General features: G+C 70.4%; 15 protein-coding genes. 9 read left to right on the top strand and 6 right to left on the bottom strand.

Features of this window, described 5'->3' with window-relative positions; all coding sequences use genetic code 11:
• Positions 1-114: 114 nt before the first annotated feature.
• Both fxsT and AB0K14_RS25785 read left to right on the top strand, forming a co-directional pair.
• Complete coding sequence (fxsT, locus tag AB0K14_RS25790) at positions 115-2646, top strand: FxSxx-COOH system tetratricopeptide repeat protein (protein WP_360459245.1); 2532 nt, start codon at positions 115-117, stop codon at positions 2644-2646.
• 174 nt (positions 2647-2820) lie between these two features.
• Positions 2821-3387 carry a hypothetical protein gene (locus AB0K14_RS25785; protein WP_360459243.1) on the top strand — a complete coding sequence of 189 codons (567 nt, stop codon included), beginning with the start codon at positions 2821-2823 and terminating at the stop codon, positions 3385-3387.
• A 156-nt stretch (positions 3388-3543) separates the two neighbouring features.
• On the opposite strand, the gene AB0K14_RS25780 is transcribed toward AB0K14_RS25785, so the two are convergent.
• The gene (locus tag AB0K14_RS25780; protein WP_360459241.1) at positions 3544-5079 is read right to left on the bottom strand and encodes an ankyrin repeat domain-containing protein; all 1536 of its coding nucleotides are present in this window, start codon (positions 5077-5079) and stop codon (positions 3544-3546) included.
• A 246-nt stretch (positions 5080-5325) separates the two neighbouring features.
• Between AB0K14_RS25780 and AB0K14_RS25775 the strand changes: the two genes are divergently transcribed.
• Both AB0K14_RS25775 and AB0K14_RS25770 read left to right on the top strand, forming a co-directional pair.
• Entirely contained in the window at positions 5326-5607 is a 282-nt protein-coding gene (locus AB0K14_RS25775) for a hypothetical protein (protein ID WP_360459240.1), read from the top strand.
• A 124-nt stretch (positions 5608-5731) separates the two neighbouring features.
• Positions 5732-6214, top strand: a complete 483-nt coding sequence (locus tag AB0K14_RS25770) for a GNAT family N-acetyltransferase (RefSeq protein ID WP_360459238.1) — start codon at positions 5732-5734, stop codon at positions 6212-6214.
• A 193-nt stretch (positions 6215-6407) separates the two neighbouring features.
• On the opposite strand, the gene AB0K14_RS25765 is transcribed toward AB0K14_RS25770, so the two are convergent.
• Positions 6408-7187: an AraC family transcriptional regulator gene (locus tag AB0K14_RS25765; RefSeq protein WP_360459236.1), complete on the bottom strand. Its 780-nt coding sequence runs from the start codon at positions 7185-7187 to the stop codon at positions 6408-6410.
• 50 nt (positions 7188-7237) lie between these two features.
• Between AB0K14_RS25765 and AB0K14_RS25760 the strand changes: the two genes are divergently transcribed.
• The 3 genes from AB0K14_RS25760 to AB0K14_RS25750 all read left to right on the top strand — a co-directional run bounded on the left by AB0K14_RS25760 (position 7238) and on the right by AB0K14_RS25750 (position 9076).
• The gene (locus AB0K14_RS25760) at positions 7238-7651 is read left to right on the top strand and encodes a DUF2000 domain-containing protein (protein WP_360459234.1); all 414 of its coding nucleotides are present in this window, start codon (positions 7238-7240) and stop codon (positions 7649-7651) included.
• Between the two features lie 214 nt (positions 7652-7865).
• Positions 7866-8429, top strand: a complete 564-nt coding sequence (locus AB0K14_RS25755; RefSeq protein WP_360459232.1) for an RNA polymerase sigma factor — start codon at positions 7866-7868, stop codon at positions 8427-8429.
• Entirely contained in the window at positions 8426-9076 is a 651-nt protein-coding gene (locus AB0K14_RS25750; protein WP_360459230.1) for a hypothetical protein, read from the top strand. Before AB0K14_RS25755 ends, AB0K14_RS25750 begins: the two co-directional genes overlap by 4 nt.
• Positions 9077-9161: 85 nt before the next feature.
• Here the strand turns inward: AB0K14_RS25750 and AB0K14_RS25745 are convergent, their stop codons facing one another.
• A complete protein-coding gene (locus AB0K14_RS25745; protein ID WP_360459228.1) occupies positions 9162-9386 on the bottom strand; it encodes a hypothetical protein in 225 nt (74 codons plus the stop codon).
• A gap of 135 nt (positions 9387-9521) precedes the next feature.
• Positions 9522-10877: a WD40 repeat domain-containing protein gene (locus AB0K14_RS25740; RefSeq protein WP_360459226.1), complete on the bottom strand. Its 1356-nt coding sequence runs from the start codon at positions 10875-10877 to the stop codon at positions 9522-9524.
• A gap of 464 nt (positions 10878-11341) precedes the next feature.
• Here AB0K14_RS25740 and AB0K14_RS25735 point away from each other — a divergent pair, with 464 nt between their 5' ends.
• The gene (locus AB0K14_RS25735; RefSeq protein WP_360459224.1) at positions 11342-12184 is read left to right on the top strand and encodes a VCBS repeat-containing protein; all 843 of its coding nucleotides are present in this window, start codon (positions 11342-11344) and stop codon (positions 12182-12184) included.
• 162 nt (positions 12185-12346) lie between these two features.
• Here AB0K14_RS25735 and AB0K14_RS25730 read toward each other — a convergent pair whose 3' ends face one another.
• Complete coding sequence (locus AB0K14_RS25730; protein ID WP_360456194.1) at positions 12347-15556, bottom strand: family 78 glycoside hydrolase catalytic domain; 3210 nt, start codon at positions 15554-15556, stop codon at positions 12347-12349.
• Between the two features lie 48 nt (positions 15557-15604).
• The gene (locus AB0K14_RS25725) at positions 15605-16816 is read right to left on the bottom strand and encodes an alpha-L-fucosidase (RefSeq protein WP_360456191.1); all 1212 of its coding nucleotides are present in this window, start codon (positions 16814-16816) and stop codon (positions 15605-15607) included.
• Between the two features lie 483 nt (positions 16817-17299).
• Here AB0K14_RS25725 and AB0K14_RS25720 point away from each other — a divergent pair, with 483 nt between their 5' ends.
• Positions 17300-20644 (top strand): discoidin domain-containing protein, encoded by a 3345-nt coding sequence (locus AB0K14_RS25720; protein WP_360456188.1) that lies wholly within the window; start codon positions 17300-17302, stop codon positions 20642-20644.
• The last annotated feature ends 21 nt before the right edge of the window (positions 20645-20665 follow it).

Genomic DNA, 20665 nt, shown 5'->3' with positions numbered 1-20665 from the left:
TACGCCGGTGACCGCGTGTTGTGTGGTGCAACGTGGTGGGTTGTCGGGACGATGTGGGTGTCGTGGTGTTGTCCGGGGTGTGGGGGTGGGCTAGTGGGTGGGTCGGCTCGGCGGGTGTTCATCAGTCATACCTCGGAGTTGCGGGCGTATCCGGTGGAGCGGTCGTTCGTGGCGGCGGTGGAGTCGGCGGTGACGCAGGCCGGTGACGTGGTGGTGGACATGGCCTACTTCGCCGCGCGTGACACGTCTCCGGCGGTGGTGTGTCGTGAGGCGGTGGCGGGTGCGGACGTGTACGTGCTGGTGGCGGGGTTCCGGTACGGCATGCCGGTGCGGGACCGGCCGGAGGTGTCCTACACCGAGTTGGAGTTCGAGACCGCCGGGGAGTTGGGCATCCCGAGGTTGGTGTTCCTGCTGGACGAGGCCACGGTCGGGCCGGTCGCGCTGACCAGGGACGTCAAGTACGCGGCGCGGCAGGAGGGTTTCCGCGAGCGGGTCAACGACAGCGGGCTGACCGCGGCGGTGGTGTCCTCGCCGGAGGCGTTGGAGCTGGCGGTGTTCCGGGCGTTGCGGGGCCTGCCTCGGCCCGAACCCGCCACCGGTACCGGTGCGGCGGTGCGGGTGTGGAACGTGCCGGCCCGGGTGGCGGGCTTCACCGGTCGCCGCGAGTTACTCGACGGGGTGGCGGAGACGTTGGCCGGGGAGGGGCCGGTGGTGGTGTCGGCGATCGCGGGGATGGGCGGTGTCGGCAAGACCAGCACGGTGGTCGAGTACGCCCACCGCCACGCGGGCGACTACGACGTGGTGTGGTGGATCTCCGCCGAGGACCCCGACCTCGTCCCCGCGCAGCTGGTGCTGCTCGGGCAGGCGCTGCGGCTGGTGGGCGCCGACGAGCCCGTCGCGGCGGCGGTGCCGCGCGTGCTGGGCGAACTGCGGGACCGGGAGCGGGTGCTGCTGGTGTTCGACAACGCCGAACACCCCGACCTCCTCACGCCGTACCTGCCCGGCGGCCAGGTCCGGGTCGCCATCACCTCACGCCACCCCCACTGGGACGGCGTCGCCACCACCCTGCCCGTCGACGTGTTCACCGCCGACGAATCCGCCCGCTTCCTGCACACCCACGCCCCCACCCTCACCGACGCGCAGGTCACCGCGATCGGCGACGCCCTGGGCAGACTGCCCTCCGCACTGCACCAAGCCGCCGCCCTGCTCACCGACGGCGACCTCACCCCCGACCAATACCTCGAACTACTGGACTCACGCGCCCAGGACCTGCTGCAACGCGGACACGACCACGACATACCCGGAGGCCGCACGTCGGTCACCGCCTCCTGGTCACTGGCCTTCGACGCCCTCGCCACCCATGATCCCGCCGCACTGCAACTACTCACCCTGCTCGCCTGGCTCGCCCCCGAACCCGTCCCCCTCACCCTGATCACCGACCACCCCGACCTACTACCCCAACCCCTCGCAGGCGTCGCCGCCGACCCACTGCGCATCGCCGACACCATGCGCATCCTGCGCCGACGCGCACTCGCCCGCGTCCAGACCGACAACCTGCAACTACACCGCGTCCCCGCCGCCCTGCTCCGCACCAACCCCACCCACCCACAGGCCACCACCGCACACCCGTGGCCAGCCACAGCCCTGCTCCTAATGCACCACAACATGCCCGACGAACCGTGGAACAACCCCGCGGTGTGGCCACAATGGCAACGACTGCTGCCCCACCTGCTCACCACCACCGCACCCGACCGACAAAATCACCTCACCACCCACCAGGACACCCTCATCGACCTGCTCGACGACATCTCCACCTACCTGGGCACCAGCGGACAACCTCTCCAAGCCCTCTCCCACGCCCAACGAGCACACCGAATCGCCCGCGACCACCACGGACCCGACCACCCCATCACCCTCGGCACCACCACCCGCCTGGCCATCTGGCTCGCCACCCTGGGCCGGTACCAGGCCGCACGCGAACTCAACGAGGACACCCTCACCCGCTCCCGCCGCGTCCTGGGTGACGACCACCCCGACACCCTTAGCTCCGCCAGCAACCTCGCCGCCTATTTGCACGAGCTGGGTGAGCACCAGGCCGCACGCGAACTCAACGAGGACACCCTCACCCGCTACCGCCGCGTCCTCGGCGAAGACCACCTCAACGCCCTCAACTCCGCCAACAACCTCGCCCTCTACCTACATGCGTTGGGTGATTACCAGGCCGCACGCGAACTCAACGAGGACACCCTCACCCGCTGCCGCCGCGTCCTGGGCGAAGACCACCCCGACACCCTCGCCTCCGCCAACAACCTCGCCGTCGACCTGCACGCGTTGGGTGATTACCAGGCCGCACGCGAACTCAACGAAGACTCCCTCACCCGCTGCCGCCGCGTCCTCGGCGAAGACCACCCCGACACCCTCGCCTCCGCCAACAACCTCGCCCTCCACCTACATGTGTTGGGTGATTACCAGGCCGCACGCGAACTCAACGAGGACACCCTCACCCGACGCCGCCACGTCCTCGGCGAAGACCACCCCGAAACTCTGCGCACCACGCGAAACCTCGTCCAGGTTCTACGTGACCTCGACCAGCACGACGAAGCCGACGCGCTACAGGCCTACATCGACAACGCCTCAGGATCCTGACGACAGCAGGCCACGACGCGAACTCGTGAGAACCGCGGAAGTAGCTTGAAAGATGACTCATCCGCCGGGGCGCTCGACCTCGCACTTGACCTGGCGTGCGATGCGAGGTCGGCAGGTGCGGTGCGGACGACGGCCTGCGGCCGCGTGGATCAAGAGACGAGGGACAGCTCCAAGATGAGTGAGAAAACCACAGCGAAGCCCGACGCCGACGTGCTGGACCGAGTCGTCATCCTGGGCACCTGCGGATCCGGGAAGTCCACGTTGGCTAAGAAGCTCGCGCGGCGAAACGGGGCGCCGCACGTCGAGCTCGACGGCCTGCACCACGGACCCAACTGGACTGGTGTGCCGGTCGAGGTCTTCCGGGAGCGGGTGGCCGAGCAGACCGCCGGGAAGACGTGGGTGGTCGACGGCAACTACATCGACCTGGTGAGCGACATGCTGTGGAGTCGGGCGCGCACGATCATCTGGCTCGACATCCCGCTGACCATCATCCTGCCCAGGATCATCCGGCGCACCCTGGGGCGCATCATCCGCCGGACCGAACTGTGGGCGGGCAACAAGGAGACGCTCGGCGCGTTGTTCGGTCGCAAGTCGTTGGTCCGGTGGGCGATCAGTTCGCACCGCCGCCACAGCCGCGAACTGCCACTGCGGTTGTCACCCCCGCAGTTGACCGGTGTGTCGGTCGTGCGGCTGCGCTCGTCGGCCGAGGCCGACCGCTGGCTGGCCGGCCTGCCCACCTGATCCCCAGGTGCCGCGCCAGCGTGGTGGCTCCGGCTAAGTCGATCCGCTAACGCCACGTAGGCACGCGTCAGCCCAGTCGGTGCCGTCAGAATCGGGCGGGGCTCCTGCTGACGGCGGTCGGTCGGCGGAATGCGCGACGGGAGCGGGACCACCGGCTCAGTCGCCGCTCACAGGGCGAGCGGTGACTGGTCCGAGCAGGTCGGCGGTGGACAGCTGGTGGAAGTGCCGGGCCCAGTCGAGCGGGGTCGCGTCGAAGCGCCGGTCGCGGAGGTCGGGGTCCGCGCCCAGGTCCAGCAGCCGACGCGTGAGCTCGACGTTGCCCGCCATCGCGCTGTGGTGCAGTGCGGTCTCCCAGGCCTCTTCGACCGGCGCATCGCCGCGGCCGTAGGCGTTCACGTCGAAGCCGAGCTCCGCCAGCAACGTGACCGTCTCGACGGACGCGCGGGCCGCCGCCCACACGATGAGCCCGGGGCGGCTGCGGCGTGTTTCCGCCACGGCGTCGGGATGCTCGGCGCGGACTCGGTCGACGGTGGGCCGGTCGGCGCGGAACGCCGCAGCGATCAGCTCGCGCACCGGATCGGGGACGGGCTGCGCGGCACCTCGGGTGACGAGGTAGTCGGCGATCTCCACGTCGCCGTTGAGGCGGGCCAGCTCGACCGGTGTCCTGCCGTCGCCGGGACTCCACGCGGGCCCGTCGTCCTCGAACGGCGAGTGGAAGTCGACGCCGTGCTCGACCAGCAACCGCACGCGGGCGGGTTGGTGGTGCTCGACCGCCCAGCGGAGCTGGGTGCGCAGCAACCGCGCGGGCGTGGCCAGCTCGGCGATCCGTGTCCTCCACGGGCCGCCGTCGCCGGTACCGAGCCCGTATTCGAACAGCAGCTCCAAGTGCGAGTCGTCCGGCTCGAACATCCTGTTGTACAGGGTCTGGGCGTCGTTGGGGTCGGCGCCCGCGTCGAGCAGCAGCCGGCCCAACGCCTGCCAGTGCGGGTGGCGGGGCTGACTCCGCCGACCCAGTTCGCCGTGGCCGAACACCCCGGTCAGCAACGTGAACGGTGACGGCAGGGCGTCGAAGAGGTAGCCGTCGTCCGGGTCGGCGCCGGCGTCGAGCAGTTGCCGGGCGACCGTGAGCACCCGCTCGGCCGGCACGGTTTCGTCGAATCGCGAGTAGACGAGGTAGAACAGCGGCCGCCACCGGAACGGGCCACCCCGCTCGGCCACCCGCCCCGGCTGCTCCGCGAGCAGTCGGCCGACGTCGTCCGGGCGGGCGGCCGCCGCAGCGGCCCAGATGTCCTGGGTGGTCAGATCGGGACGCTCGGCCAGCAGTCGACGGGCCTGCGCCCAGCGCTCCGGCCCGTCCTCGCGGCTGTAGGTCAGGCAGGCGAGGCGGCAGAACTCCTCCGCCGGACCGGCCGCGGGCGCCGCACCGAGCCTGGTGTCCCAGCCGTGTTCAGCCGCGGTTTCCAGGTATCGCGCGAGCCGTGGCCAGCTGGCGAATCCGTACTCGCGAGCGACGACGAACTGCGCCGCGCTGAGCTGGAACCCGCCGGCGTGGTCGGGCAGGGCACCGGGGTGGTGACGTGCCAGCCGCGTGACGGCGTCGGGCTCACCGGCCCGGACGGCCCGCTGCAGGGCACGGGCCTGCCGGCGGAAGCTGTCGAGGTGGGGGCGGTTGGGCATGCCCAAGGTCGGCACGGCGATCTCCTTTCGTCCGCCTGATGTCCGCTCGTTCAGGCCGAAAGGAGAGCGATGGTGACGCGTGGTGCACGTACCAGGTGGGCTGAGCCCATTCCCGCGGACCGGTGGCTTCCTGGCAGCCACCGCCACTATAGCCCGGCCGCGCCGGCGCACCCGGATCCGTCGGGGTGAGCCGTGACGGGAAGGGGCTCGGGCGGTGCTCGCCAAGTAGCCTCGGGGTCGGGACGGCGAACGGAGTGGGAGATGGACGGGAAGCAGGAGCCGGTGATCGACGCCGAGGTCGTCGAGGACGAGGCGCCCACCGCGGTGCCGGCCGGCGACTACACCGAGAACGGCGTGCCGACCTTCGAGCATGTCCGGGACCGGATCGAGGGCCGGGTGGCGACCGGTATCGGCGCCGGTGAACTCGCCGGTGCGGCCCCGGAGGCCAAGGAGGTCGAGGACCGGTTCGAGGCGCGCAGGCAGGCGGGGATCGACAAGCTGGAGGAGATCCGGCGCTCGATGCGCGGCGACAGCGGATCGTGAAGCTTCGGCTTCGCCCAGCCGCACGTCGAGTTCGGTCTCCGACAATTCGGAAGCCGACTCGGCACCGCACGCGTTCCCGCTACCGTTGACCGACCGTCGGCCGGCAGGCGGAGGACAAGGGGCGATGACTTCTCCACAGGTGCAGTTGCGCGAGATCACCGACGAGAACCGCGACGCGGTGTGCGCGTTGCGCATCCGTCCGGGACAGGAGCGTTTCGTCGCCTCGGTGGCGGCGTCGTTGGACGACGCGGCCACCACACCGGAGGCCGAGCCGTGGTTCCGGGCGATCTACTCGGACGGGCAACCGGTCGGCTTCGTCATGCTGAGCTGGAACGTGCCACCGGACCGCGTCGGCATCATCGGCCCGTACTACCTGTGGCGGTTGCTGATCGACGACCGGCACCAGGGGCGGGGGTTCGGCCGTGCGGCCCTGAGCCTCGTGGTGGACCTCATCCGCGCGGACGGCGCCACCGAGTTGCTCACCAGCTACCAACCCGGCGACGGTGAACCCTGGCCCTTCTACCGGCGGCTCGGCTTCCAGCCCACCGGAGAGATCGACAACGGCGAGGTCGTGATCAGGCTCGACCTCACCCGAACCGCCCACTGACCGTCTCCTGAGGACCGTTGCGGCCCCGCCAGGCGCGCCTCCGGTGACGGCGCGTCGCCGTTCAGCCGCCCAGCCTCACGTCTCTCCCCCACCGGGGACTCCAGGCCGCGCCGGGCGCGAGGACCAGCACCGGCGCGGTGGCCACCACTCGTCCCTGGTGGCAGGCGGCTCGCGGTGTGCTGGTCCGGGAACGTCAGCGGCTCCGCGCGTAGCGGGCCGGCGGAACGCCGAGCGTGCGCTTGAAGTGGCGACCGAGGTGGGCCTGGTCGTGGAAGCCGACAGCCTGGGCCACGTCGGCGGGGCGGTGGCCCAGGAGCAGCAACCGGCGGGCCCGGTCGACCCGCCGACCGGTGAGGTACCGGTGGGGCGGGATGCCGAACGTGCCGGTGAACACGCGGACCAGGTGCACCGGGTGCGCCTGGAGCGCCCTGGCCGCCTCGGCGAGCGAGACGCCCTCGACGACGTTGGCGTCCAGCAGGTCGCGCAGCTGCGCGGCGAGACCGGGGTCGCGGCGGCGCAGCGGTCGGACATCGGCCAGGTGGTGCCGCAGCCGTTCGACGACGAGCGCGAGCCTGCTCTCGACCTCCAGGTCCTCCTGGAACGGGGTGAGCGCCCGGTGCAGCTGGTCGATCCGGTGGCGCAGCAGGCCGTCGTGCAGCTCGGGCGCGTCCACGGCCGAGCCGACCAGGTCCGCGCCGAGGACGTCGGTCTCCAGGTACAGCACGCGCTTGTGGAAGCCGTCGGGCGTGGTGGCACGACCGTCGTGCGGGACGTGCGGCGGCAGGAGGGTCACGTGCGAGGTGCGGGTGCCGTGCTCGTGGCGGTCGAGCCGGTAGGTCACCGCACCGGTGTCGACGATCAGCAGCGTCCACGCGTCGTGGGTGTGCGCCGGGTAGGCGTGGTCGGTGAACCGGGCGTGGAAGACCTCCCGGACACCGCCGATCGCCGGGCTCCACGCGCGGACCTGCTCCACGTTGAGAACGTACAAGACCGAGCGGTCGGGCTCGGTGAGACTTCCGTCCCGTGGAACGCTTCGACACCAAGATCGCAGTGCTGCTGAGGGACGACCTGCTGCCGTGGCAGTGCCTGAACGTGTCCGCCTTCCTGGTGAGCGGCATCGCCGCGGCCCTGCCGGAGCTGATCGGCGAGCCGTACCGGGACGCGGACGACACCGAGTACCTCGCGATGTTCCGCCAGCCGGTGCTGGTGTTGCAGGGCGGGAAGGAGACGCTGACCGCCGCTCACGCCAGGGCGGTGGGCCGGGGTATGCGGATCGCGGTGTTCACCTCGGACCTGTTCGCCACCGGCAACGACCGCGACAACCGGGCCGCGGTGCGGGCGGTGGCGGGCGACGCCCTGGACCTGGTCGGGATCGGTGTGCACGGTCCGCGCAACGCCGTGGACAAGGTTCTCAAGGGCGCCCGGATGCATCCCTGATCCGTGTTCCGACCTGATCGGTGCGGCCTGGGTCGATCGATCGCGACCCCCTGCCGTGACCCGTGCCTATGCTTTCGCGGTGGTCAGCGGGTCCCTGCCCGCGTGTCCACCGGCCGCCGCGGTGGCGATGAGCGTGAGCACGCCGCCGACAGCTCGTAACGCAATGGCGGGATCTCGGCAACCAGGTGGTGTGAGCGACACAATGGCAGACGCGGTGGCAGACCACGTGGAGCCACTCCAACACCCCCCGCCCGGCAACCGAGCGGGTGCCGCGGCCGAGTTCGAGAAGGTCTACCGGGCGCACGTGGGCATGATCACCGCCTACTTCGCGCGGCGCAGCTCCGACCCCCAGACGGTGGCCGACCTGACCGCGGACACCTTCGTCCGCGCGATCACCTCGTTCGCCACCTTCGACCCGGCCAGGGGAAGCGCCCGGGCCTGGCTGATCGGCATCGCGAGCCGGGTGTTCGCCGGCCACTGCGAGGCCCACAGCCAGCGCAGCGACAGCACGCGGCGCATCGCCGGACAGCGGGCGCTCGACGCGGACGCGGTGGAGGACCTGGTCGATCGGATCGACGCGGAGCAGGCGGGGGCCGCGCTGCTCGCCAGACTGGCCGAACTGCCCCGGCTCGACCGCGAGGTCGTGGAGCTGGTGGATCTTGGCGGCCTACGCCCGAAGGAAGCCGCCGAGGCCTTGGGCGTCTCGGCGGGCGCGGTGCGCATCCGACTGTTCCGGGCCCGAGCGAAACTGCGGAAGACGACAGGGATGGAACGATGATGGCCAAGTTCGAGGACCAGCTCTTCGACGATCTGATGCGCAACCACGGGTCCGCGCTGGACGGCGTGCCGGACCGCGCGGCGACCGGGCGGCCCGGAGTCGGCCGCACGCTGGGCATCGGCGGGTCGGTGTTGGGCGTGGCGGGTGTGATCGCGCTGACCGGCACGTTGCTCACCGGTGGTGCCCCGGCCGCCTACGCGGTCACCAAGGGTGCCGACGGCGTGGTGACGGTGTCGCTCACCGACATCACCGGCGTGACCGGCGCGAACGAGGAACTGCGCAGGCTGGGCGTGCGAGCGGTCGCGGTCCCGATGCGCGACGGGTGCGTCGACCTGAGCGACCTGCCGGTCGACACCGGTGGCCAGGGCACGGGTGTCTCTTCGAAGATGGAGGCGGTGGACGGTGGTGATGCCACCGCGGGTTCGGTGACGTTCGACGCCGACAGCATCCCCGCGGGCAACACGCTGCTGCTGGCGGCGACGCAGTCGTCCACCAGCGTCGCCCTGGCCGCCGCGATGATCAAGGGCGACGCGCCGGAGTGCGTGAGCGCGCCGACGCCGCCCGCGGGTGGGCCGGTGGAAGGGGAACAGGGGCAGCAGGTCCGGCCGGAAGCGTCGGAGGGCACCGTCCAGCACGGCGGCAACTGATCCTGCCGGTGGAACGCCCTGGGAAGCGCATCGTCGCTTCCCAGGGCGTTTCGCCGGGCGTGGGTCGCCGCGGTGGCGCGAACTCCTACTTCGAGGCGCCTTCCAAGGCCACCAGCGACGCGGCGAGCGTGAAGTACCTGCTGGTACCGAGGTCGCGAACGGTCTTGATCCCGAAGGCGGCGTCCAGCTTCTGCGCGTCGCCCTCGCTGACGCCGGACAGCGCGGCGACCGGCGCGTCGAGGACCTCGGACACGGTCAGACCCTCGTACGCCTTGTCGAGCTGGGAGTCCAAGTTGACCGAAACAGCCACGGGTGATGTCCCTTCACAGAGTTGCCGATCACGTCTTTGTCACCCGGTCGAGTACCCACCGAAGGGTGATGGGAACCCACTTCGCCGAGAGCATCCACTCAGGACGTTCGGCGCGCGCCCTCGACTCACCACGACTCACAAGCTCCAGGTCCAGATCGAGCCGTCCCAATGCCCGGAGACGACCACGGTCCGGCCGCCGACGCCGCTGAGGGCGATGGCTTCGGCAGCCTGCTCCGGGCCCGCGAGGCCGTTGCCGTAGGGACGTCCGGTGGCCAGGTCCCAGACCCTGATGGTCACGTCGTCGTTGCCGGAGACGGCGACCGTCCGGCCGTTGATCGTGCCGATGGCGATGGTCTTGACCGCGTTGGCGATCCGGCTCAACCGGGTGCCGGTGGGCTCCTCCGCGGTCAGGTCCCAGGTCCGGATCTCGCCGTCGTCACTACCTGACACCGCGATGGTCCGGCGGTCCACCGTGCCGATCGCGACCGTCCAGACCGTGTCCTCGTGCGCGCCCAGCAGCCGTGTGACGCGTCCCGCCTCCAGGTCCCACAGCCGGACCGTGCCGTCCGCGCTGCCGGACACCGCGATCGGCACACCGTCGAGGCTGCCGGCGGCGATGCTCTTGACCTGGGAGTCGAGCCGCTCGCCGAGCACCCGGCCGACCAGCCGGGGTGCGGTGGGGTCCCACAGCCGAACCGTGTGGTCGTCACCGGCGGACACGGCGGCGGTCCGGCCGCCGACGCCGACGAGCGCGACGCTGTTGAGGCCGCCGGCGAGCTGTTCACCGACGCGGGTGCACGTCGGCGGGTGGACGGCCAGGTCCCACACCCGCAGGGTGCCGTCGACGCCGGCGGACACCGCGAGGGGGGCGTCCAGCCCGATGGAGTACACCGGCTTGTCGTGACCGGCGAGCGGATCCGTGCGCGCGACGCCCGTGACCGGGTTCCACAGCTGCACGGTGCCGTCACCGCGCCCGACGACCGCGACGGGCTCGCCGTCCAGCCTGCCGATCGCGACGGCCCAGACCGGGTTGTCCGAGGTTCCCGGCGGGCTGAGGAGCTTGCCGACCGGGCTGTAGCCATCAGGGCTGTGCTCGTCGTCGGCGGCAGGGTCCACCAATCCGCTCCCGCGCAGCCACCCGGGAGCCAGGGCGGCCAAGCCGCCGAGGGTCAACGCCACCGACGCCGTGAGGACGAGCTGCCTTCGGGTGAGCAGTGGTTCACGCCGGGTCGCCGGAGGTGCGGGTTCCGGGGAAGGCACCGGGTCGACGCGCCGCGGTTGCGCGACGGACACCGGGGCGCGGGGTGCGGCGCGACGGGGGTGCCGGTCGAGTTGCTCGCGGAGCTCGCGGTAGGCGTCGTCCCACGCGGGGCGGTCACCGAGAGCGGCGGGAAGGGCGGTGTCCCGTTCCGCGGCGACACGCAGGCAGGTGTCGATGAACACCTCGAAATTCGCCGGCTCCGGCCGGACCGAGCGCACCTGGCTGGTCATTCCGGCGATCGTGCTGCGTTTGAGCCGAATCGGCTCTTCGTTCCTGCGGCGCGGCGTCCGCCCACTTTCGATCTCCAGCTGGCGGATGGAAAGACCCACCGCTTCGCGCAATGCCCGCAACCGGCGGGCGAAGTCCGCGCGCGGGTCCGGTGTCTCGTCCACTCGGCCTCCCCGGTCCGCAGCAGGTGTCCGACGGTGCCGGACACCTTCGCCCGCTCAGCGTACCGACACTGACCAGCGGTTTTTCGGGCACCGGTCGGCAATGCGTCCGGACTGCTTGCCGGACGTCGCACCAGCGCGACACCGTTCGGCGAGGGCCTCTCGCCCGGCGGTACGAACGTCTCGATTCAATCGGAAATCCCGATCTGGGGAAGGCACGCATGAAGACAATGCTCACGAAATTGACACGGGTACTGGTCGCGGGAATCCTGACGACACTCATGCTCAGCGGAACCGCGAATGCGGTGAACGCGACCACGGACCTGATGTGGTTCGACAGGAGCAGCGGTCAGGTGTCGACCTGGCTGCTCAACGGACACGGCAACGTTCTCGGCGCCCAGTCGATGAACTGGACGTGCTCGTACGCCTCCGGGTGTTCCACCGCCTGGGTCCCGGTGGGGACCGGCGACCTCGACAACGACGGCAACCAGGACCTGACCTGGTTCAACGCGGGCAGCGGTGAGGTGTCCACCTGGCTGACCGACGGGTCGGGCACGGTGCTGGGCACCCAGTGGGTCGACTGGCGCTGCGGCTCCGGGTGCTCGTCGCAGTGGCGCCCCATCACGCTGGGCGACTTCAACGGTGACGACAACGAGGACCTGCTGTGGTGGAACTCCACGTCCGGAGTGGTGTCCGCCTGGCTCATGAACGGCTACGGCAACGTGCTCGCCAAGCAGGACCTCGACTGGCGCTGCGACTTCCCTTCCTGCGCCTGGTACGAGAGCCCGATCGGGGCCGGTGACATGGACAACGACGGCCGCACGGACCTCGTCTGGTTCAACTACCAGACCGGCGTGGTGTCGACGTGGCTGCTCAACGACTACGGCAACGTCCTGGCCAAGCAGACCGTGGACTGGAGGTGCGACGCCACCTCCGGCTGCTCGTACCAGTGGTCCCCGATGGGTGTCGGCGACCTCGACGGCAACGGCGCGCAGGACGTGGTCTGGCACGACACGTCCAGCGGTGTGGTGTCGACGTGGCTGCTCAACGGCTACGGCAACGTCCTGGCCAAGCAGGACCTCGACTGGAGGTGCGGCCTCGCCTCCAGCTGCTCGTCGCAGTGGAAGTCAGTCGACCTCGTCCGGTAGCCCTCGTGCCCACCGTGCACGCCCTATCCGGGACGTGCTCGACGCCGTCCCACCCGTCAGCGGACGGGTGGGACGGCGTCGAGCAACGGCACCTGACAACCGTTCACATCGCCGGTCCCAGGATCCTCAGCCCGTCACCGATCACCTGCCTGGCACCTCCGGTCAGGCGTTCGCCGTCGTGAAGACGTAGCGGCCGCTTGGCACTGTGAAGAGGCGGTAGTTGCCTTCCGAGCCTGCGGGGACGGCGCCGGGCGGCGCGATCACCCGTTGGCCGCCCGTGACCGGCACGTGGATCGTGCCTGTCCGGTTGACCGGCACCTCGACGGTGAGGGTGAGTTGGCCGTTCGTGAGCGTCCAACCCGATGAGGCTGTGCCGCCGTTGGTCCGCAGCGAGGTGGAGGCCCGTTGGAGGTTCGCCGGTACGTGCGGCTTCACGACCACCTTGGTCGAGTTGCTCCCGATTTGGGCGAGGCCGGCGATGTCGGCGAGCATCCAGTCCTCGGCTGTGCCGAGGAAGGGGTGTCCCTTCGATCGTGTGGTGGTCCACTCCTCCCACAGGGTGGTGGCACCGGCGGCCATCCAGGCGCCGTAGCCGGGGGCGGTGCGGTTTGTTGCGGCTTTGTAGGCGGTGTCGAGATGCCCGTACTGGGTGAGCACGCGGAACAGCCACTTGGTGCCCAGGACGCCGGTGCCGAGGTGGTCGCCGCGGGCCGTGACGTCGGCGGCCACGGCGTTGACCACGGCTTGGCGGTTCGCCTCGGGCGTGATCCCGAACGCGACCGGGAGGAGGTTGTTGGTCTGGAGGAACCTGGCCCCGCTCGCCGTCCGGTAGGTGCCCGACCTGAAGTAGTCGGTGTTGAACGCCGTCCGCGCGGCGGCGGCGCGATTCGCGAACGTCGTGGCGTCGCCGGCATGGCCGAGCTGCTGGGCGACGCCGGCGAACTGGTCGAGTGTCCGGTACACGTAGGCGCGCGCCACCAGCCTCTTGTCGGCTGTGGTGTTGCACGCGCTGTCTCCCTCGGGGCACACCCAGTCGCCCCAGAGCTCGACGGGGTTGGTGGTCTGGGACGACACGAACTCCGCGTATGCCTTGAGTTGTCCGTAACGGGCGTTGACGGCCTGCTTGGCGTCGTGGTCGCGCAGGAGCAGGGTCGCCACTTCGGTGAACGCGTTGCCCCACGCGGCGCTGGACAGGTCGGCCGCCTTGGTCGGGACCGGGGCCCAGGCGGGCAGGTCGCCGTTGCCGCGCAGGCTGTCGGCGATGTCGTTGTACCACTTGGTGTAGAGGGTCTTGGCGTCGAAGTTGCGCATCGTCGCGTCGGCCATCAGAGCGCCGTCGCCGAGCCACGGCAACTTCTCCAGGTAGGACCCGTCGGTGGGTGCCGCGAGCACGAAGTTGTTCAGGATCGTTTCCCGGCCGGCCTTGTGGACGAAGTTCAGCACATCGTTGGACGAGTCGAAGGTACCCACGCTCTGGATGTCGTTGTGGATGCGCAAGGCCGTCACCCGGGGTGCCGGGGCGCCGCTCGGCAAGCCGCTGACTTCGATGTACTGGAAACCCTTGTGGGTGAACGACGGGGCCCAGGTCGCCGGTCCCGAACCCTTGCTGATGAAGGTGTCGTCCTGGGGGCGGTTGCCCGCGACCACAGCGCGTCCGTTGCTGAGCGACTCCGCGTACCGGATCCTGACCGACGTGCCCGCCGGCACGTCGACCGTGACGCGCGCGTTGCCGGAGATGTTCTGGCGGACGTTGTAGACGAACACCCCCGCGGCCGGGGTGGAGGGACTCCCGAGGCTGATCTCGCCGACGACGCGTGAGGGCTCGATCGGACTGGCCTGAAGGCGTGCCGTGCCGTTGCCGACGGTCACCGCCGGCGCCCACCGGCTGGCGTCGAACGCCGGAGTGTTCCAGCCGGGTTGCTCCTTCCGTGCGTCGTAGCCCTCCTTCTCCGGGAGCACGGCGGGGTTGACGAAGGGCAGGGACGGTCCCTGTGCGGCGGCCCAACCTGTGCTGGTGGGGACGGACTGCGTTGTGCCGTCGGTGTAGGTCACCTGGAGCAGTGCCCTTGTGCGCAGGATGCCGTCCCAGGCGCCGCGGTTCTCGGCCGTGGTCCAGTTGTGCAGGCCGTTGAACGTTCCCTGGCCGAGCGCGATACCGACGGCGTTCTGGCCTTGCTGGACCGCGGCCGTGACGTCGATCCCGTCGTAATAACTGAGCTTGTCGTACTTGGTCCACCCGGAGCCGAGCACGATGGTGCCGGCCGGTTTGCCGTTGACGGACGCCGCGTACGCGCCGAGGCCGGAGACGTAGAGGCTCGCGTTGGCGACCGGCTTGGTGACGGAGAAGTTCGTGCGCAACAGGGGAAGGCCGAGCACCGTGCCGCCGGGCGCGGGTACTCCTCGACTCGTCACCCAGTCCCGTTGGGAGATCCAGGCCGCGCCGTTCCAGTCCTGGTCGCCCAGCATCCCGGTACCGAATCGGAAGTCCTGGCTCCAGACGCTCCAGTCACCGGCGGCGTCCCTCACCCGCACGCGCCACGTGTAGCGGTGCTTCGCGGCCAACGGCGGCCCGCCGTAGGTCACGGAGGCGACACCGGCGGCCTCGGCACGGTGGGTCCAGATCGGCTCGGCCGTCCGTTCCGCGTCACGCACCTCCACCTCGGCCGCCGCGACGGCGGCACCGGCCCGGCCCGACGTCACACCCCACGCCAACTCAGGCCTGGGATTGTCCACCGCGAGCGGGCCGTTCAGACCCTGGGTGGTACCCCGGACCACGACCGGACCGTCCCCGCCACCACCCCCGTCCGGCGTGACCGCCTCCAGGAAGTCGATGTTGGCCAACCCGTCGGCGATCGTCGCGGCGAGCCGCACGGTGTTGACGCCCGCCGACAGCTGGACCGTCACCGTCTTCGTCGCCCAGGTGGTCCACGCGCCGGTGGCCTCGAAAGGGAAACCGGACTGCACCACCGTGCCGTTGACCGCGACGTCCGCCGGCCGGCTCGCCGGACCGCCGTTGGCATACCGGACACTCGCCGTCGCGGTACCCGCCGCCGCCGAGTTGATCGTGAACTGCACGGCCGAACCGACGGCGTTGGTCGTGTCGCAGAAACCGCCACCGGAGTAGCCGGCGTGGTTCGACGCCACGACACCACCGCACACTGCGGGTGCGGACTCCGCCTCGTACCGCGTCGTCACCGCCCCCGCCCCGACCGCGGGCGGGGCCTTCAGACCCTGGGCGGCGCCTTGGACGGCCACGAGCGGCGATCCGGTGCCGGGCAACGGAGCCGCCCCCGACGGCATCGCCGTCATGGTGGTCAGGACGACGAGCAGTGCAGCTGCCGCGGACGCGCTCGCGCGACGTGGAGGTCTCACTGGACCCACTCCAATCGTTGAATCGTTTCAGTTACCTGCGGGTGGAGATCACTGGGCGACGAGGATGTGGTCGATGTTGGCCAGGTCCTGACCGGTGGTCTCGAAGCGGATGGTGTTGCCGGCACCGGTGTTCAACGACACCGTCACCGACATCGTCTGCCAGGTGGCCCACGAACCGGTGGCCGGAGTCGTGATGTCCCGACCGACACCGTTGACCACCAGCCGGCCGGTGCGGCTGCTCCCGCTGCCGTTCGCGAACCGGACCGTCACCGTCCTGCTGCCCCCGGCACCACCATCGACGTTGTCGAACCGCAACGACCCACCGCCGGCCGGGAGGTTCACGAACCCCGTCCCGGTGAACCCCGCGTGGTTGGAGTCGACGCTCGCACCACCGCCCAACACGCCGTGCTCGGCCCGGTACGTGGTGCCCGACGGGGTGCCGGCCGTGGGCTCGCCGACGACCTCCACCACGACCACGGACACGTCCGCGTTGGGCGCCGACGCGGGCAGCGTGACGGTGATACCGCCGCTGCTCCTGGTGTAGGGAAGTGAGGTTCCGGGGTTGTCGAGCAGGTAGACCCGGTTGACGGCGTTGGTCAGCGAGCCGATCACCAGTTGACGGCTGGTGGGCCAGGTGACCACGTGGGCGAACAGCTTGCCGAGCTTCTTGGTGTAACGACCCCACGTCGGCTCGGACGTGAACGGGCTGCCGGTGGTGCCGTGGATGCTGTCGCCGTAGGTGCCCATCCAGGCGCCGATGCCGGTCAGCGCGTTGACCGACCCCGCGGTCACCACACCGTCGCCGCGCGGGCCGATGTTGAGCAGGTAGTTGCCATCGCGGGAGACCACCGTCACCAGTTCCCGCACCAACGTCCGGACCGACTTGTACTGGCCCTCCTTGCGGGAGTCGTAACCCCACGCGCCGTTCAGCGTCTGGCAGGTCTCCCACGGCCGGGGCAGCGGCCTGGCCGGAACGGTCTGCTCCGGGCAGAGGTAGTCACCCAGCCCCGTGTCGCGCTTGACCCGCTCGTTGATGACGAGGTTCGGCTTGAGGCCGAGGCAGAAGTCGTACAGGTCGCGTCCGTCGGCGGCGTTCCACCAGTCGGTCAGGGTCTGCGGGTTCCGCTCGGGGAACCAGTCCCCGTCGAACCACAGCAGCGCCGGGTCGTAGCTGGTCACCAGCTCCCGCAAGTGCTCCTTCCCGCTGCGGCAGGGGGCGGATGACCGCCAGTGAATGGGACTGCGTTTGCGACTACGCAACGGCTTCGTGCCCGGCGAAGCACGCTGCGAGCGCGCGGCATCCGGCCATGCGGAGGTTGGTGGGGAGTCGCCGCAGGCCAAGTAGAACCGACCGGCGGGACCGTGGTCCGGGAGTCGGGCTCGGCCCTGGTGGTGGCCTCACTGGTTCCCGGTAGAATCCAGGTGTGTCACATAGCTTGGCCAGCGCCACAGGAAGTGTCAACGATCGGGTCTCGATACGCGTCTCATCGTCGAACCAGCGTTGCCGGCGCGTAGGACTCGCCCATCACGTGATGTGAGCACCTCTCCCGACCGGACGCTCGACGGTCCACAAGAACTGATCGAACCGCAGGGACGCGGTGCACTTTGGTCCATTGTGGACCTACCTACCCCGGTCGGCCGATTGACACCACCTCCGTCCAGGACAAAAATCGTCGTGCGGCTTGAATCGATTCAACGCCTCCGCGTCCGCCTCTCCGCCTTGTCACGAAAAGGATCCCGCCGATGTCGCAGGTATCCCGTCGATCGGTCCTTCGCACCGCCATGGCCGCGACCGTGGCGCCGACGGCGGGCTCGCTGGTGCTGGCCCCGCCCGCTTCGGAGGCCTCCGCCGTCTCCTGGTCGGCGCGGTGGATCTGGGCGCCGTCCAGCCGCACGAACCAGTGGCTCGCGTTCCGCAGGTCCTTCACCCTGGACTCCGCGCCGTCCACCGCCGTGACCCGGATCGCCGCGGACTCCAAGTACTGGCTGTGGGTGAACGGCACGCTCGTCGTGTTCGAAGGCCAGCTCAAGCGCGGACCCGACCGCACCGGCACCTACTACGACGAGATCGACCTCGCCCCCCACCTCACCGCCGGCGACAACACGGTGGCGCTGCTCGTGTGGTACTTCGGCAAGGAGGGCTTCTCGCACCACGGCAGCGGCCAGGGCGGCCTGCTGTTCCAGTCCGACATCGTGACCGGCTCCACCACCCGACTGGTCAGCGACACCAGGTGGAAGCACGTCGTCCACCCCGGCTACAACCACGACACCACCGGCACCCAGCCCAACTTCCGGCTGTCCGAGTCCAACGTCCACTACGACGCCCGCAACGCCACCGCCATGGCGGGCTGGCAGTCCCCGCGCTTCAACGACAACGCCTGGACGGCGCCCACCGACCGGGGCACGGCCGGCGTCGCTCCGTGGAACGGCCTGGTGGCGCGGCCGATCCCGCAGTTCCGGTACTCCGCCCTGAAGCCGTACGCGAACGCCGCCTCGCTCCCGACCACCGGTCTGGGCGCCACCGCCATCTCGGCCGTGCTGCCGTCCAACCTCCAGGTGACGCCGTACCTGAGGGTGGACGCCCCGGCGGGTGCGGTGATCGACATCCGGACCGACCACTACAACGACGGCGGCAGGCTGACGGGCACCGGTTACGCCGTCCGCTCCACCTACATCTGCACGGGCGGCGTCCAGGAGTTCGAGTCGCTGGGTTGGATGAGCGGGACCGCGGTGCGGTACACCATTCCGACGGGCGTGCGGATCCTGGAGCTGAAGTACCGGGAGAGCGGCTACGACACCGACTTCGCCGGGTCGTTCACCAGCAACGACGCCTTCTTCAACACCCTGTGGGCCAAGGCCGCCCGCACGGTGTACGTCAACATGCGGGACAACTACATGGACTGCCCCACCCGCGAACGCGCCCAGTGGTGGGGTGACGTGGTCAACCAGATCAAGGAGGGTTTCCACACCTTCGACACGAGGGCCGACGCGCTCGGCAGGAAGGCCATCGCGCAGTTGACGTCCTGGCAGGAACCCGGTGGTGTGCTGTACTCCCCCGTGCCGTCGGTCGCCTACACCGACGAGCTGCCCGCCCAGATGCTCGCCTCGGTGTGGTCGTTCTGGACGTTCTACCTCTACACCGGCGACGCGAGCGCCGTCACCGGGGCCTACCCGGCGGTGAAGCGCTACCTCGACCTGTGGGGCCTGGACGGCGACGGCCTGGTCGCCCACCGCGCCGGGGACTGGGACTGGCACGACTGGGGCAGCAACATCGACACCCGCGTCCTGGACAACTGCTGGTACTACCTGGCCCTGGACACCGCGGCCAAGCTGGCCGACCTCAGCGGCAACGGTGGTGACGTGGCCCGCTGGAAAGCCAGGCGGGACAGTATCAAGGCCAACTTCGACCGCGTGCTGTGGAACGCGTCGGGGAACGAGTACCGCTCGCCCGGCTACACCAAGGACACCGACGACCGGGCCAACGCGCTCGCGGTGGTCGCGGGCCTGGCCGCCCCGACCCGCCATCCGCGGATCGTCGACGTGCTGCGCACCCACTCCAACGCCAGTCCGTACATGGAGTTCTACGTCCTGGAGGCGCTCTACCTGATGGGCGCGGCCACGGTCGCCGAGGAGCGGATGCGCAACCGGTTCGCGGCGCAGGTCGCCGATCCCGCCTGCCACACCCTGTGGGAGCTGTGGGTCAAGGCCGACGGCACCGACAACCACGCCTGGAACGGCGGCCCGCTGTACGCCCTGTCCGCCTACGCCGCCGGTGTACGTCCCACCCAGCCCGGCTGGGCGACCTACGACGTCATCCCGCAGACCGGCACGTTCACGTCCATCAGCACCGTCACGGCGACCGTGAAGGGCGACATCCGCTTCGGCTTCACCCGGGCCGGCAACACCGCCACCCTGAACCTCACCTCTCCCGACGCGACCACCGCCCGCGTCGGCGTACCCACCTACCACGGTGCCCGACCCGTCATCACGGCCAACGGCACCACGGTCTACACCGGTGGCGCTCCCACCGGCGATGTCCCGGGCCTGACCTACGCGGGTGCCGACTCCTCCTACGTGTACTTCACCCTGCGACCGGGCGGGTGGACGCTGATCGCCACCGGCACCGGACACGGCGACAACCTCGCCCTCGGCCGCACCGTCACCAGCAACAACAGCGTGGAGGACGGTGACTGGGGCAGGAACCGGCTCACCGATGGCGTGCTCACGGGCGTGGTCGGAGCCAAGGGCTACACCAGCAACGCCTTCACCTCCGCCGACGTGAGCGCGTCCCCCGTCTGGGTCGAGGTCGACCTGGGCGCCAACGCGGGCCTCGACGCGGTGCGTCTCTTCCCCCGCACCGACACCGCCGCCACCGGGGGCGGCACCGCCGGCTTCCCCGTGGACTTCACCGTCCAGACCCGTGCCGACGGCGCGGCCACGTACACCACCGTCCGCAGGGTCACCGGCCAGTCCAACCCCGGCGGGCGCCCGCAGACCTTCGGGTTCAGGACCACCACCGCCCGCCACGTGCGCATCCAGGCGACGAAGCTCGGCGCACCCTCCACCGACGAGCCGGCCCGCCACCGCCTCCAACTCGCCGAACTCCAGGTTCCCGCCGCCGGGCTCACCGTCACCAGCAACTACAGCCTGGAGAACGGCGACTGGGGCCGGACGCGCGTGCTGGACGGCACCACGACCAGCGTCACCGGGGCCAAGGGCTACACGAGCACCGACTTCGGCTCCGCCGACATCCGCACCACACCGGTTTGGCTGGAGGTCGACCTCGGCGTCGGCCGCGCGATCAGCTCGGTGACCCTGTTCCCCCGGACCGACGCCGCGGCCACCGGAGGCGGCTCCCCCGGCTTCCCCGTCGACTTCACCCTCCAGACCCGTGCCGACGGCGCCACCGCCTACACCACCGTCCGCACCGTGACCGGGCAGTCCAAGCCGAACGGCGCTCCGCAGACCTACGCCCTCGCCTCGGCGACCGGCCGCTACCTCCGCCTCCGGGTCACCAGGCTCGGCACACCCCCGACCGACGAGCCCACCCGCTACCGCCTCCAACTCGCCGAGATCCGCATCGACTAGCGCGCGGGGACGCAGGCCGGT

Origin of the sequence: Actinosynnema sp. NPDC050801, assembly GCF_040673975.1 — a bacterium.
Lineage (GTDB): Bacteria > Actinomycetota > Actinomycetes > Mycobacteriales > Pseudonocardiaceae > Actinosynnema.
This window is presented reverse-complemented; position numbering and strand designations above follow the sequence as displayed.